Raw genomic sequence first — 12,078 nt, 5'->3', positions numbered from 1 at the left:
CCGCCAAGCGGGAGAAGGCCGAGCCCGCCGTGGGCGAGCAGCGCCCGGGGGGCGAGGGCCCCGACCGGGAGAAGTGGCAGAACCCGGTCGCCGGCTTCGGCGTGACCTTCACGGCCATGTTCAAGAAGCGGCTCACCGAGCAGTACCCGGAGCAGCCCAAGACCACCGCCCCCCGCTTCCACGGCCGGCACCAGCTCAACCGGCACCCGGACGGGCTGGAGAAGTGCGTCGGCTGCGAACTGTGCGCCTGGGCCTGCCCCGCCGACGCCATCTACGTGGAGGGCGCCGACAACACCGAGGAGGAGCGGTACTCCCCGGGCGAGCGCTACGGCCGCGTGTACCAGATCAACTACGCCCGCTGCATCCTGTGCGGACTCTGCGTCGAGGCATGCCCCACCCGGGCGCTGACCATGACCAACGAGTTCGAGCTCGCCGACTCCTCGCGCGAATCGCTGATCTACACCAAGGAACAGCTCCTCGCCGGCCTCACCGAGGGCATGGTCGAGGCCCCGCACAACCTGTTCCCCGGCACCGACGAGGGCGACTACTACCGCGGTGAGGTCACCGCCGCCGCCCCCGGGACCGTCCGCCAGGTCGCCGTCTCCAAGGGCGAGACCCCCGAATCGGACGGGGTGCCCGCGTGAACACCCTCGCCGAGGCCGCCTCGCGCGGCGAGGCCGTCCAGTTCTGGATCCTGGGCACGGTCGCCGTGGTCGGCGCCCTGTGCACGGTCCTGCTGAAGAAGGCCGTCCACAGCGCCCTGTGCCTGGCCGGCACGATGATCGTGCTCGCCGTGTTCTACCTGGCCAACGGGGCCTACTTCCTGGGCATCGTGCAGATCGTCGTCTACACCGGCGCGATCATGATGCTCTTCCTGTTCGTGGTCATGCTGGTCGGCGTCACCGCCGCCGACTCCCTCAAGGAGACCCTCAAGGGCCAGCGCTGGATGGCCGTGCTCTGCGCCCTCGGCTTCGGCATCCTGCTGATCGCGGGCATCGGCAACGCCTCCCTGACCGAGTTCGCGGGCCTGGGCCGGGCCAACTCCGCCGGCCACGTGCAGGGCCTGGCCGCGCTCATCTTCACCAAGTACGTGTTCGCCTTCGAACTCACCGGCGCCCTGCTGATCACGGCGACGGTCGGCGCGATGGTGCTCACCCACAAGGAGCGCACCGAGCGCGCCGCCACCCAGCGCGAGCTGTCCGAGCGCCGGGTGCGCGACGGCGTGCACCTGCCGCCGCTGCCCGCCCCCGGTGTCTACGCCCGCCACAACGCGGTGGACGTGCCCGGCCTGCTGCCGGACGGCACCCCGTCCGAGCTCACCGTCAACCCGACGCTGCGCGCGCGGGGCCAGGTGCGGGACGTGTCGGGGCAGGCCCTCGCCGACCTCGCGGCCCTGGAGCAGCGCTCGGCGGTCCGGCTCGGCCGCGCCGGTGACGCGGACGCCGACGTGGACGCCCCGCCGGTCCCCGAGGAGGCCGCCAAGTGAACCCGGTCAACTACCTGTACCTGTCGGCGCTGTTGTTCACCATCGGCGCGTCCGGGGTGCTGATCCGGCGCAACGCCATCGTGCTGTTCATGTGCGTGGAACTGATGCTGAACGCCTGCAACCTGGCGCTCGTCACCTTCTCGCGGATGCACGGCAACCTCGACGGGCAGATCATCGCGTTCTTCGTGATGGTCGTCGCCGCCGCCGAGGTCGTGGTGGGCCTGGCGATCATCGTCTCGCTGTTCCGGGCCCGGCACACCGCCTCGGTCGACGACGCCAACCTGATGAAGCTGTAAGGGGCGCACACCGTGGACAACCTGATCGCGCTGCTGATCGCGGCGCCCCTGCTCGGAGCGGTGGTGCTGCTCCTCGGCGGCCGCCGGCTCGACCGTGTCGGGCACTGGCTCGCCACCCTCCTCGCCGCCGGCTCCTTCGCCGTCGGCCTGGTCCTCTTCTTCGACATGCTGGGCCGGCCCGTCGAGGAGCGGGCGGTGCGCCAGCACCTGTTCAGCTGGATCCCCGTGGAGGGCTTCCAGGCCGACGTGGCCTTCCAGCTCGACCAGCTCTCGATGACCTTCGTGCTGCTGATCTCGGGCGTCGGCACCCTGATCCACATCTACTCCATCGGGTACATGGCGCACGATGAGCGCCGGCGGCGCTTCTTCGCGTACCTGAACCTGTTCCTCTCCGCGATGCTGCTGCTGGTGATCGCGGACAACTACCTTCTGCTGTACGTGGGTTGGGAGGGCGTGGGCCTGGCCTCGTTCCTGCTGATCGGCTTCTGGCAGCACAAGCCGAGCGCGGCCACCGCCGCGAAGAAGGCGTTCCTGGTCAACCGGGTCGGCGACATGGGCCTGTCGATCGCGATCATGCTGATGTTCACGACCTTCGGGACCTTCGCGTTCGGGCCGGTGCTCGGCGCGGCGGAGGGCGCGGGCGAGGGCAAGCTGACGGCGATCGGCCTGATGCTGCTGCTCGCGGCCTGCGGCAAGTCGGCGCAGGTGCCGCTCCAGTCCTGGCTCGGCGACGCGATGGAGGGCCCGACCCCGGTCTCGGCCCTGATCCACGCGGCGACGATGGTGACGGCGGGCGTGTACCTGATCACCCGCTCGGGCGCGATCTTCAACGGGGCGCCGGACGCGCAGACCGCGGTGGTCGTGGTCGGCGCGGTGACCCTGCTCTTCGGTGCGATCGTCGGTTGCGCGAAGGACGACATCAAGAAGGCGCTGGCCGGCTCCACGATGTCGCAGATCGGCTACATGATCCTGGCCACCGGCCTGGGTCCGATCGGCTACGCGTTCGCGATCATGCACCTGGTGACGCACGGCTTCTTCAAGGCCGGGCTGTTCCTCGGCGCGGGTTCCGTCATGCACGGGATGAACGACGAGGTCGACATGCGCAAGTACGGCGCGCTGCGCAAGTACATGCCGGTGACCTTCGTGACCTTCGGCCTCGGCTACCTGGCGATCATCGGGTTCCCGGGCCTGTCGGGCTTCTGGTCCAAGGACAAGATCATCGAGGCGGCGTTCGCGAAGGGCGGGGTCGAGGGCTGGATCCTCGGCGCGGTCACCCTGCTGGGCGCGGCGATCACGGCGTTCTACATGACGCGCGTGATGCTGATGACCTTCTTCGGCGAGAAGCGCTGGCAGCCGGACGCCGAAGGCCACGAGCCGCACCCGCACGAGTCCCCGAAGTCGATGACCGTTCCGATGATCGTGCTGGCCTTCGGCTCGGTGTTCGCGGGCGGGCTGTTCAGCCTCAACGAGTCCTTCGTGAGCTGGCTGGAGCCGGTGACCTCGTTCGAGCACGGGCACCCGCCGATCGGGGCCGCGGCCATCACCTCGGCGACGATCGTGGCCCTGGTGGCCGGTGTCGGCGTGGCCTGGGCGAAGTACGGGCGCCGGCCGGTGCCGGTGGTCGCCCCGCGCGGCAGCCTGCTCACGCGGGCGGCCCGGCGGGACCTGGGCCAGGACGACTTCAACCACGTCGTGCTGGTGCGCGGCGGCGAGCACCTGACCCGCTCGCTGGTCTACATGGACCACACCCTCGTGGACGGGGTGGTCAACGGCACGGCGGCGTCGGTCGGCGGGCTCTCGGGCCGGCTGCGCAAGCTGCAGAACGGCCACGCCCGCAGCTACGCGGTCTCGATGTTCGGGGGCACGGCGATCCTGATCGCCGCGACCCTGCTGATGAGGGCGGTGTGAGATGAGTTTCCCGCTTCTGACGGCCACGGCGGCGCTGCCCGCGGTGGGCGCGATCCTGACGGCGGCCGTACCGGCCTCCCGTCGGGCCGCCGCCAAGTGGCTGGCCCTGCTGTTCTCGCTGGGCACGCTGGCGCTGGCGATCGTGGTCGCCGTGCGCTTCGACCCGGGCGGCGAGCGGTACCAGCTGGTGGAGTCGCGGTCGTGGATCGCGGACTTCGGGGTCCGTTACGAGCTGGGCGTGGACGGCATCGGGGTGGCGCTGATCGCGCTGACCGCGCTGCTGATCCCGTTCGTGATCGTGGCGGGGTGGAACGACGCGGACCCGGAGGAGACCGGGTCCTCGCGGTGGCGGCCGACGCAGGGGTTCTTCGCCCTGATCCTGCTGGTCGAGGCGATGGTGATCATCTCCTTCGAGGCCACCGACGTGTTCCTCTTCTACCTGTTCTTCGAGGCCATGCTCATCCCGATGTACTTCCTCATCGGCGGCTTCGGGGACCGGGCGCACGCGGGTTCGGACGAGAACGCGGCGGCGCAGCGCTCCTACGCGGCCGTCAAGTTCCTGCTGTACAACCTGGTCGGCGGCCTGATCATGCTGGCGGCGGTGATCGGCCTGTACGTGGTGGCCGGGAACTTCTCGCTGGTGGAGATCGCGGACGCGCGGGCGGCCGGGAAGCTGGACATCGCGACGAACACGGAGCGGCTGCTGTTCCTGGGCTTCTTCTTCGCGTTCGCGGTGAAGGCCCCGCTGTGGCCGCTGCACACCTGGCTGCCGAACGCGATGGGCGAGTCCACGGCCCCCGTGGCGGTGCTGATCACGGCGGTGGTCGACAAGGTGGGCACCTTCGCGATGCTGCGGTTCTGCCTGGGCCTGTTCCCGGAGGCGTCGAAGTGGGCGACCCCGGCGATCCTGGTGCTGGCCCTGATCAGCATCGTCTACGGGGCGCTGCTGGCGGTCGGCCAGCGGGACATCAAGCGGCTGGTCGCGTACGCGTCGATCTCGCACTTCGGGTTCATCATCCTGGGCATCTTCGCGATGACCTCGCAGGGCCAGTCCGGCGCGACCCTCTACATGGTCAACCACGGGCTGTCGACGGCGGCGCTGATGCTGGTCGCCGGCTTCCTCATCTCGCGGCGCGGCTCGCGTCTGATCGCGGACTACGGCGGCGTGCAGAAGGTGGCGCCGGTGCTCGCCGGCACCTTCCTGATCGGCGGCCTGGCGACGCTGTCGCTGCCGGGGCTGGCGCCGTTCGTCAGCGAGTTCCTGGTCCTGGTGGGCGTGTTCGCGCGCTACCCGGTGGTCGGGATCATCGCCACGATCGGCATCGTCCTCGGCGCCCTGTACACGCTCGTGCTGTACCAGCGCACGATGACGGGCCCGCTGCGCGAGGAGTCGCGCACCATGCCCGACCTGAACGCCCGTGAGCTGCTCGTGGTCGCCCCGCTGATCGCGCTGCTCATCGGCTTCGGCGTGTACCCGAAGCCGATCACCGACATCGTCAACCCGGCGGTGGAGCACACCCTGTCGGACGTGAAGCAGACGGACCCCGCGCCCGCGGTGCCCGCCGAGAACGTGGAGGCGGCCAAGTGAGCGCATCTCTCGCGCAGTGGGCCCTGGCCGCCGACGGGGCCACGCAGCCCCTGGCCCGGATCCCGGCCCCGACCATCGAGTACGTGCAGCTCGCCCCCACCCTCATCGTGATCGTCGCGGCGGTCGTCGGGGTGCTGGTGGAGGCGTTCCTGCCGCGCAGGCTGCGGTACCCGGTGCAGGTGGTGTGGACCGTGATCGCGCTGGCCTGCGCGTTCGCGGCGGTGGTCGGGCTGGCCTCGACCGGACACGCCAAGGCCAAGGCGCAGATCGCGGCGATGGGCGCGATCGCGGTGGACGGCCCGGCGCTGTTCCTCCAGGGCACGATCCTGCTGGCCTCGATCGTGGCCGTGTTCACCTTCGCCGAACGCCGGCTGGACCCGGCCTCGCACGGCAACAAGGTGGACTCCTTCGTGGCCCAGGCCGCGTCCACCCCGGGCAGCGAGAGCGAGCGGGCGGCCGTGAAGGCCGGGTTCACCACCACCGAGGTGTTCCCGCTGGCCCTGTTCGCCATCGCGGGCATGCTGATCTTCCCGGCCGCCAACGACCTGCTGACGCTGTTCGTGGCCCTGGAGGTCTTCTCCCTCCCGCTGTACCTGCTGTGCGCGCTGGCCCGCCGCAACCGGCTCATCTCGCAGGAGGCCGCGCTCAAGTACTTCCTGCTCGGCGCGTTCTCCTCGGCGTTCCTGCTGTTCGGCATCGCCCTGGTCTACGGCTACGCGGGCTCGGTCTCGTACGCGGTCATCGCGGACGTGGTCGACGGCCAGGTCACGACCCTGGACCCGGTGCTCGCCCAGACCATGGGCAACGACGCGCTGCTGCTCATCGGCGGCGCGCTCATCCTGATGGGCCTGCTGTTCAAGGTCGGCGCCGTCCCCTTCCACATGTGGACCCCGGACGTGTACCAGGGCGCCCCCACCCCGATCACCGGGTTCATGGCGGCGGCCACGAAGGTCGCGGCCTTCGGCGCGCTGCTGCGGCTGCTGTACGTGGTCCTGCCGGGGCTGCGCTGGGACTGGCGGCCGGTCATGTGGGGCGTGGCCATCGTGACCATGCTCGCGGGCGCGATCATCGCGGTCACGCAGACCGACGTGAAGCGACTGCTGGCCTACTCCTCCATCGCGCACGCCGGGTTCATCCTGGCCGGTGTCATCGCGACCTCCCCGGAGGGCGTGAAGTCCGTCCTCTTCTATCTGGCGGCGTACTCCTTCGTCACGATCGGCGCGTTCGCCGTGGTGACCCTGGTCCGCGACGCGGGCGGCGAGGCCACCCATCTGTCGAAGTGGGCCGGCCTGGGCCGGCGTTCGCCGCTGGTCGCGGCCGTGTTCGCGGTCTTCCTGCTGGCCTTTGCGGGCATCCCGCTGACCAGCGGGTTCGCGGGCAAGTTCGCGGTCTTCAAGGCGGCGGCGGAGGGCGGCGCGGGAGCGCTGGTGGTGGTCGGCGTGATCTCGTCGGCGATCGCGGCGTTCTTCTACATCCGCGTCATCGTGCTCATGTTCTTCAGCGAACCGAAGGCGGACGGCCCCACGGTCGCCGTGCCCTCGCCGCTGACCATGACCACGATCGCGGTCGGCGTGGCCGTCACGGTCGCGCTGGGCATCTTCCCGCAGTACTTCCTGGACCTGGCGGGCAGCGCGAGCACCTTCGTCAGGTAGCGCGCGTTCCGCTCGCGGCGCCGGCCCGGACCCCCTTCGCGCGGGGCCCGGGCCGGCGCCGTTGTTTCACGTGAAACAGGGCGGCTACTGCCCCCGGGAGGGCCAGACGGGCCCCTGCTCGGTCCAGACGACACCCTTGTTGCGGCAGAGGCAGAAGGGGTGGCCGACGGGGTCGGTGTAGACGCGGAAACCGTAGCCCTCGGGGCCGACGTGGGACCGGTGCAGGGTCGCGCCGAGCGCGAGCACACGGCGCTCCTCGGCGTCGATGTCGTCCACCTCGAAGTCGAGGTGGAACTGCTTGGGGTGCTCGGCGTCCGGCCAGCGCGGGGCGCGGTAGTGCTCGACCGGGGTGAAGGCCAGTTCGACGTCACCGACCTGGATCCCGGCCCACTCCGCGGTGCTGTCCTCCTTGACCGGGAGCCCCGTCACCCCGGAGTAGAAGCGGGCCAGTTCGAGGGCGTCCGGACAGTCGATGATGAAGTCGGTCAGTCGCAGCATCCGGCGATCCTGCCACAGGCCCCGCAGGGCCTCACCGACCCCCGTACCCGAGCGCGGCGAGCGCGGCGGGCGGCACGGGCCAGTAGGCCCCGTCGAGCCCGTCATCGGCCTTGGCGAGCGCGAGCCCGAGCGCGGCGTGCAGATGCTCGGCCTGCACGGGCGTCAGATAGAACCCGATCGGCTCGGGCCTGGCCCCGTCGGCCGTCCGCAGCTCCAACGGCACGAGAAACACCTTGGCGCTCGCCGACACCTCGGGCACGGCGTACGCGTGCACGGCCTGCCCGGCCGCCCGCGTCGCGAGCGACCCCCCGGTGAGGCGGAAATGTGGGAGCTCCTTGTAGGTGACGCGCACTCCGTGCTCGGTGACGGTCGTTCCCTTGTCCGGATCGACGCTCATGTCGTTCTCCTCGCGGGTTGTGTACCGAAGTAGGTCCGTCGCGGCCGAGAGGCCCCGCTGCGCCATGGCGACAGGAACCCACCGTGACCGTTTGGCGGCGTAGCGTGCTGTATGAGCATGGCGCTTAAGTAAGTACTTACGCAAGCACTTGTGTAAGTCGGCGTGGGTGGACGGGAGGGATCTCCCGGCTCAAGTGCGTGCTGCGCTACCGTTGCCCCGTTGACATCCACCCCTTGGAGTGACTCAGTGGCCGTGGCCGAAGCACCCGCCAACCGCCTTGTGTTGGACAGGCGGCTCGGAACGCGTCTGCGTGATGCGCGGAAGCACGCGAAGGCGACCCAGGCGGCTGCCGCCAAGGCCTTGAAGGTCACCCACGCCACCATCTCCAACTTCGAACGAGGCGAGTACGAGCCGACCGTCCAGCAGCTCGAAGTCCTACTCGGCGTCTATGGAGTCGAGGCGGGCCTGCGCGAGCAGACGATCGCTCTGTTGCGTGCCGCGCAAGAGTCGCCTCGTGCGTGGTGGGACGACTACACGGATCTCTTCACGACCGCGGCGACGTTCCGCTTCTGGGCATACGAGGACGCCGCGGACACGCATCTGATCTACAGCGGTCCGCTGGTGCCGGGAAATCTCCAGACCCGTGAGTTCGCTGAGCGCTTGGCCGACTTCTACCACCCGAGCCAGGGGCGGGACTATCGGCGCCGGTTCGTGGAATCCAGGCTGAAGCGGTTCCAGGTGGTTGAGCGGGCCGAGCGGCTTGAGTTCGTCTGTTCCGAAGTGGCTTTGCGGTCACGGGTTGGCGGGGCGGAAGTCCATCAGCGGCAGGTTGAGAAGCTGGTGGAGGTGGCGCAGAGGCCGAACGTGAGCTTCCGTGTGATACCGATCGAAGCCGAGATGAGCAGTCTGAGCGGGAACACCTTCACGGTGCTGGAGTACAACTTCCCCGAAGATCCATCGGTCCTGTTCTCGAACCTGCCCCGATCCGGCCTCCTGAGCACCGATGAGCGGGAGGTCGATGCAGAGGTTGGCCGGTTCCGGGCGATTCAGAAAAGTGCCCTGAGCGACGATGCGACTCTGGCCCTCCTCAAGGAAGTAGCGCAACAGTGATCAGCAATGCATGGACGAAGTCGTCTTACTCGAATGAGGGAAACAGCTGCGTTGAGTTTCGCCGGCTGGGGACAGAGGTGGTCGGCGTCCGGGATTCCAAGGACACTGCCGCACCTTGCATCGCCGTTCCCGACGCGGCATGGACGGCCTTTGTCCGGGGCGTGAAGACCACCGGCTGACCTCCGCCGCCCCACCGTCCGGGCCCCGCCCTCTGCTCGGCGGGGCCCGTCGGCGTTCTCAGGGGCAGGGGAAGCGCTGCCATGTGATCGACGTGCGGACACGGTCGAGGACGTGTTCCGGCAGTGGCGGTCCGAACGTGAACAGGCTCCACCGCCATGCTCCGTCGCCCTCGGCCCCCGCCTCGGTCCAGTGGTGCACCGAGACCACTGTGTCCGGGTCGTCGGACGGGCGGCGGGCCAGGCCGGGCCGGCCGTGGGCGTAGGGCGGGTCGGTGGCGGGGGCGCGGACCAGGACGGCCTGTTTGCCCGGTCCGCCTTCGACGGTCACGGCCGTCATCCCCGTGTCGGGGTCACCGTCCCGGAACTCCACCCGCCCCACGGGCCAGGGCCACCGCCCGGGCACCGGCAGCGCACAGGTCGTGCCCCGGTACCGCTCCGTCCACCGCCGGTACCGCTCGGCGGTCGCCACGTCCTCGTCGTCCTCCGGCACCGGATCAGCGCTCGTTGCCGGTCGGCAGGGCGGGGCGTCGGCGCCGGCGGGGTCGCGGTGGACGGGGCACGGAACCTCCAGGTGGGTGCCGGGAATCGGCCGGGGCGGTAGCGCCGGTCGCGTGCATCATGCCGCGCACGTCGTGGTGGGCCCCGCGACCCGCCGGCCGCTCACCCGGACGGGTCGGGTGCGGCGGATTCGCCCCGGATCGCGTGGCGTTGGCCGAGGATCGAGTCCTCTTCCCGCGGCTCGCGGCGCCGAGGGCGGTGGGCGGGAGGGCACGGTCGATTTTTCCGGCAGCTGGAAGGAATTGTGCGCGTGGTCTTCGACGTTGCAGCCCTTGAGGACGTCATCCCGGTGCCTGCCCGTGCGGCGGTCGGGCGGGTCTGTGGGGGGCCCGTGACGGTGGGGGTGGTGACCTCGCGGCGGGGGGCTGCCGTGTATCGGGTTGAGGGGCCCGGTGGGGTGGTCGCCGTCAAGGTCGGGCGAGGCGTGGGACTGGCGGTGGTGGCGCGTGAGGGGGAGGTTCTGCGGGCCGTTTCCGATCGGCTGCTTTGTGCGGCGGGTGTCCGCGAGGGCGTGGCGTGGGTCGTGAGCGAGTGGGTGGACGCGCCTTCGCTAGGGCGGGTGTTCCGGGAGGGGCCGGCCGCCGGGTCGCGGGCCGGGCTTGTGGGGGTGGCCGCTGATGTGGCCTTGGCCTTGGCCGGGCTGCATCGGGCCGGGTGGGTGCACGGGGATTTCCAGGCCGCGCACGCGCTGGTGGACGGGCGGCGCGTGCACCTGATCGACATGGCCTCGGCCTCCAGCGCCGGCAATCCTCCGCCTCGTGGGTTTCGGGGTGGGCTGATCCATCTGCTCGCCCCCGAGATCGCGGACGCCGTCACCCGGGAGCCCTGGCCGTGGGAGTTCACCCCGGCCGGTGACGTGTACGCGTTCGCCGGGAGTCTGTGGGCCGCCGTGACGGGGGAGTGGCACTTGGACTACGAGGCCGCGGGGATCGTCCGGGCCGAGACCGGCCCGGACGAGCTGCGGGCCATGGTCGGCACGGGCACGATTCCCGTGCGGCCGTCCACGACCTGGCCGCCCGGTTGGCCTCGGTCAGGTAGGCGGGGTTCGGCCGGCCGGGCGGGTGGTCAGGAGCCAGGCCAGGCGGCGAACGCGGGAGCGCAGGCGCGGTCTGGGGCGGGGATGGGGGGACGGGCGGCGTGTGGGCATGGGCGCTCCGGGGCGGGGGGACGGGGGAACCTCCAGGCTCCGGCACCCCCGGCCCCCGCGCACCCCGGCCGCCGCCGTCGGGGTGGCCGCCGGGCGGGTCAGTGCTCGACGCGGACCGGCATGAGCAGGGAGAAGCTGTCCTCGGTGTCGGTCCGGCGGACGGCCACCGGGGCGTCCGGGGCGCCCAGCTCCAGGATCAGTTCGGCCCCCGCGCCCTCGACCCCCGCGGCCTCGGACCCGGCCGTCAGTGCGTCCAGGAGGTAGGCGCGTTTTACGGCGACGGTGTCCGGGGTTTCCTCGCCGTCCGCCGTGAGGCGGAGCTCGGCGTTCGGCGCCGGGGTGAGGCGGATGAGGGCGTCCGGCGCGGGATCCGCGCGGACCGCGTCGGCGAAGGCCCGCGCGTTCACGCGGGTGCTCCGGCCGGCGGGGAGGCGGGTGAGCCGGCGGTAGTCGGGGAAGTCCTGGTCGAGGGCCGGGCCGGAGGTGGCGCGGCCGTCCGTCTCCAGGGCGACGAGGCCGTCGGCCACCCGCAGGGTCGCGGGCGCGCCCCCGGTCAGCAGGGCGCGCATCGCGTCGACGAGCGGGGCGGGCACGAGGGTCTGCGCGCGGGGGCCGTCGTGGCCCTCGGCGGGGGCGTGGCCGACGGCGAGCCGGTAGCGGTCGGTGGCCACGACGCGCAGCGCCCCGTCCTCCACGTCGAAGAGCACGCCGTGCAGCATCGGCACCTCGGGGTCGACGCCGACGGCGAAGCGGACGGAGTCCAGGGCCGCGGCCAGGGCGGGGCCGGCCACGGTGACGCGGACGGACGGGGACCGCCGGGCGGCGGGCGCGGGGGCAGAGGTAGGCGTGGGCGTGGACATGGTGTTCTCCCGGGTCGCGAGCAGGGCACGGATCGCGGAGAACTCGACGCGGGCGTCGGCCAGGCCCTGTTCGAGGCGGCGCAGGTGCGCGTCCAGCAGGGTGCGCACCAGGGCCGTGTCGGCGGCCGACCGGCCGGCCAGGACCAGGCGCACGTCGGCCAGCGGCATCCCGGTCCGGCGCAGCCGGGCCAGGAGGGCGGCCTCGGCGACCTGTTCGGGCGCGTACCAGCGGTAGCCGGTGACGGGGTCGACCCGGGCCGGGACCAGCACCCCGGCGCGGTCGTAGAACCGCAGGGCACTCACGCCCAGGCCACTCTCCCGCGCCGTCTCGCCGATGCCGTACATCTCGTTCTCCACACCCGTGACCCTGGGCCCTTCACCAGGTCGAGGGTCAAGTCT

12 protein-coding genes are annotated in these 12,078 nt (G+C 71.2%); 8 read left to right on the top strand and 4 right to left on the bottom strand.

All coding sequences use genetic code 11. The features are described from left to right. Positions 1 to 29 precede the first annotated feature (29 nt). From nuoI to nuoN, 6 genes are read left to right on the top strand one after another with little or no spacing between them, the layout of a single operon-like run. Positions 30 to 644 (top strand): NADH-quinone oxidoreductase subunit NuoI, encoded by a 615-nt coding sequence (gene nuoI / locus ACN20G_RS09725; RefSeq protein ID WP_424215447.1) that lies wholly within the window; start codon positions 30 to 32, stop codon positions 642 to 644. Then, positions 641 to 1,486, top strand: coding sequence for an NADH-quinone oxidoreductase subunit J (locus tag ACN20G_RS09720; RefSeq protein WP_424212338.1), 846 nt, complete (start codon positions 641 to 643; stop codon positions 1,484 to 1,486). The genes nuoI and ACN20G_RS09720 overlap by 4 nt, the downstream gene beginning before the upstream one ends. Next, positions 1,483 to 1,782 (top strand): NADH-quinone oxidoreductase subunit NuoK, encoded by a 300-nt coding sequence (gene nuoK, locus ACN20G_RS09715; RefSeq protein WP_424212337.1) that lies wholly within the window; start codon positions 1,483 to 1,485, stop codon positions 1,780 to 1,782. Before ACN20G_RS09720 ends, nuoK begins: the two co-directional genes overlap by 4 nt. A gap of 12 nt (positions 1,783 to 1,794) precedes the next feature. Further along, entirely contained in the window at positions 1,795 to 3,690 is a 1,896-nt protein-coding gene (gene nuoL / locus ACN20G_RS09710; RefSeq protein ID WP_424212336.1) for an NADH-quinone oxidoreductase subunit L, read from the top strand. A gap of 1 nt (position 3,691) precedes the next feature. After that, entirely contained in the window at positions 3,692 to 5,278 is a 1,587-nt protein-coding gene (locus tag ACN20G_RS09705) for an NADH-quinone oxidoreductase subunit M (protein ID WP_424212335.1), read from the top strand. Beyond that, complete coding sequence (nuoN, locus tag ACN20G_RS09700; protein WP_424212334.1) at positions 5,275 to 6,930, top strand: NADH-quinone oxidoreductase subunit NuoN; 1,656 nt, start codon at positions 5,275 to 5,277, stop codon at positions 6,928 to 6,930. The genes ACN20G_RS09705 and nuoN overlap by 4 nt, the downstream gene beginning before the upstream one ends. A gap of 84 nt (positions 6,931 to 7,014) precedes the next feature. Here the strand turns inward: nuoN and ACN20G_RS09695 are convergent, their stop codons facing one another. Together ACN20G_RS09695 and ACN20G_RS09690 are read right to left on the bottom strand one after the other, a co-directional pair. Next, entirely contained in the window at positions 7,015 to 7,428 is a 414-nt protein-coding gene (locus tag ACN20G_RS09695; protein ID WP_424212333.1) for a VOC family protein, read from the bottom strand. Between the two features lie 31 nt (positions 7,429 to 7,459). Then, positions 7,460 to 7,825, bottom strand: a complete 366-nt coding sequence (locus tag ACN20G_RS09690) for a hypothetical protein (protein WP_424212332.1) — start codon at positions 7,823 to 7,825, stop codon at positions 7,460 to 7,462. Positions 7,826 to 8,071: 246 nt separating this feature from the next. Here ACN20G_RS09690 and ACN20G_RS09685 point away from each other — a divergent pair, with 246 nt between their 5' ends. Both ACN20G_RS09685 and ACN20G_RS09680 read left to right on the top strand, forming a co-directional pair. Next, complete coding sequence (locus ACN20G_RS09685) at positions 8,072 to 8,935, top strand: DUF5753 domain-containing protein (protein ID WP_424212331.1); 864 nt, start codon at positions 8,072 to 8,074, stop codon at positions 8,933 to 8,935. Continuing rightward, positions 8,932 to 9,114: a DUF397 domain-containing protein gene (locus tag ACN20G_RS09680; RefSeq protein WP_424212330.1), complete on the top strand. Its 183-nt coding sequence runs from the start codon at positions 8,932 to 8,934 to the stop codon at positions 9,112 to 9,114. Before ACN20G_RS09685 ends, ACN20G_RS09680 begins: the two co-directional genes overlap by 4 nt. A 58-nt stretch (positions 9,115 to 9,172) precedes the next feature. On the opposite strand, the gene ACN20G_RS09675 is transcribed toward ACN20G_RS09680, so the two are convergent. Together ACN20G_RS09675 and ACN20G_RS09670 are read right to left on the bottom strand one after the other, a co-directional pair. Further along, a complete protein-coding gene (locus ACN20G_RS09675; RefSeq protein WP_424212329.1) occupies positions 9,173 to 9,604 on the bottom strand; it encodes a hypothetical protein in 432 nt (143 codons plus the stop codon). 1,313 nt (positions 9,605 to 10,917) lie between these two features. Continuing rightward, the gene (locus tag ACN20G_RS09670) at positions 10,918 to 12,036 is read right to left on the bottom strand and encodes a MerR family transcriptional regulator (RefSeq protein WP_424212328.1); all 1,119 of its coding nucleotides are present in this window, start codon (positions 12,034 to 12,036) and stop codon (positions 10,918 to 10,920) included. Positions 12,037 to 12,078: the final 42 nt, after the last annotated feature.

Source organism: Streptomyces dryopteridis, assembly GCF_049606955.1.
Lineage (GTDB): Bacteria > Actinomycetota > Actinomycetes > Streptomycetales > Streptomycetaceae > Streptomyces.
Note: the sequence above shows the minus strand (reverse complement) of the source record. Positions and strands in the feature narration are given on the sequence as shown.